Annotated in this window: 1 protein-coding gene; it reads right to left on the reverse strand. The window is 53.3% G+C overall.

Annotated elements, in window-relative coordinates; translation table 11 throughout:
• Positions 1 to 508: transposase (locus ACOT0L_RS24060; protein WP_421637289.1), on the reverse strand; the 508-nt coding region annotated here is incomplete at both ends.

The following is a 508-nucleotide window of genomic DNA, read 5'->3' on the forward strand; positions in this document are numbered from 1 at the left end:
GGTTTGCAGGGTGAAGACTTTGCGCCCTTGCTGGGGGCCGACGGCAATGCGATACGTAACCGAAGCACCATGTAATTGAGTCAGCGTATCGTCTTCGCCCTCTTCCAGTGTCAACCACGTATTCTCGGCATCACGCTCCAAAATCCCACGCTTTTCCATGCAGCGAGCGATGCGATGGCTGAGGGTGTGAGCGAGCGTATTCAGCTCATCGTAAGTGGGTGCCTTGACACGATGGAAGCGTTGCTTGCCATAGTCATCTTCGGCATAGACACCATCGAGAAACAGCATGTGGTAGTGGACATTGAGATTTAGCGCGGAGCCAAAGCGTTGGATAAGAGTCACTGAGCCAGTTTGTGCAGAGGCTTTGGTGTAACCGGCTTTTTTGATCAGATGAGTTGAGAGTGTACGATAGACGATACTCAAGACCTGGCCCATCAGCTGGGGATGGCGAGCCAGCAAAAAGCGTAGCTGGAAAGGAAAGCTGAGCACCCACTGGCGAATGGGCTCC

Origin of the sequence: Enterobacter cloacae complex sp. XAL002, from assembly GCF_049236805.1 — a bacterium.
Classification (GTDB): domain Bacteria; phylum Pseudomonadota; class Gammaproteobacteria; order Enterobacterales; family Enterobacteriaceae; genus Enterobacter; species Enterobacter intestinihominis.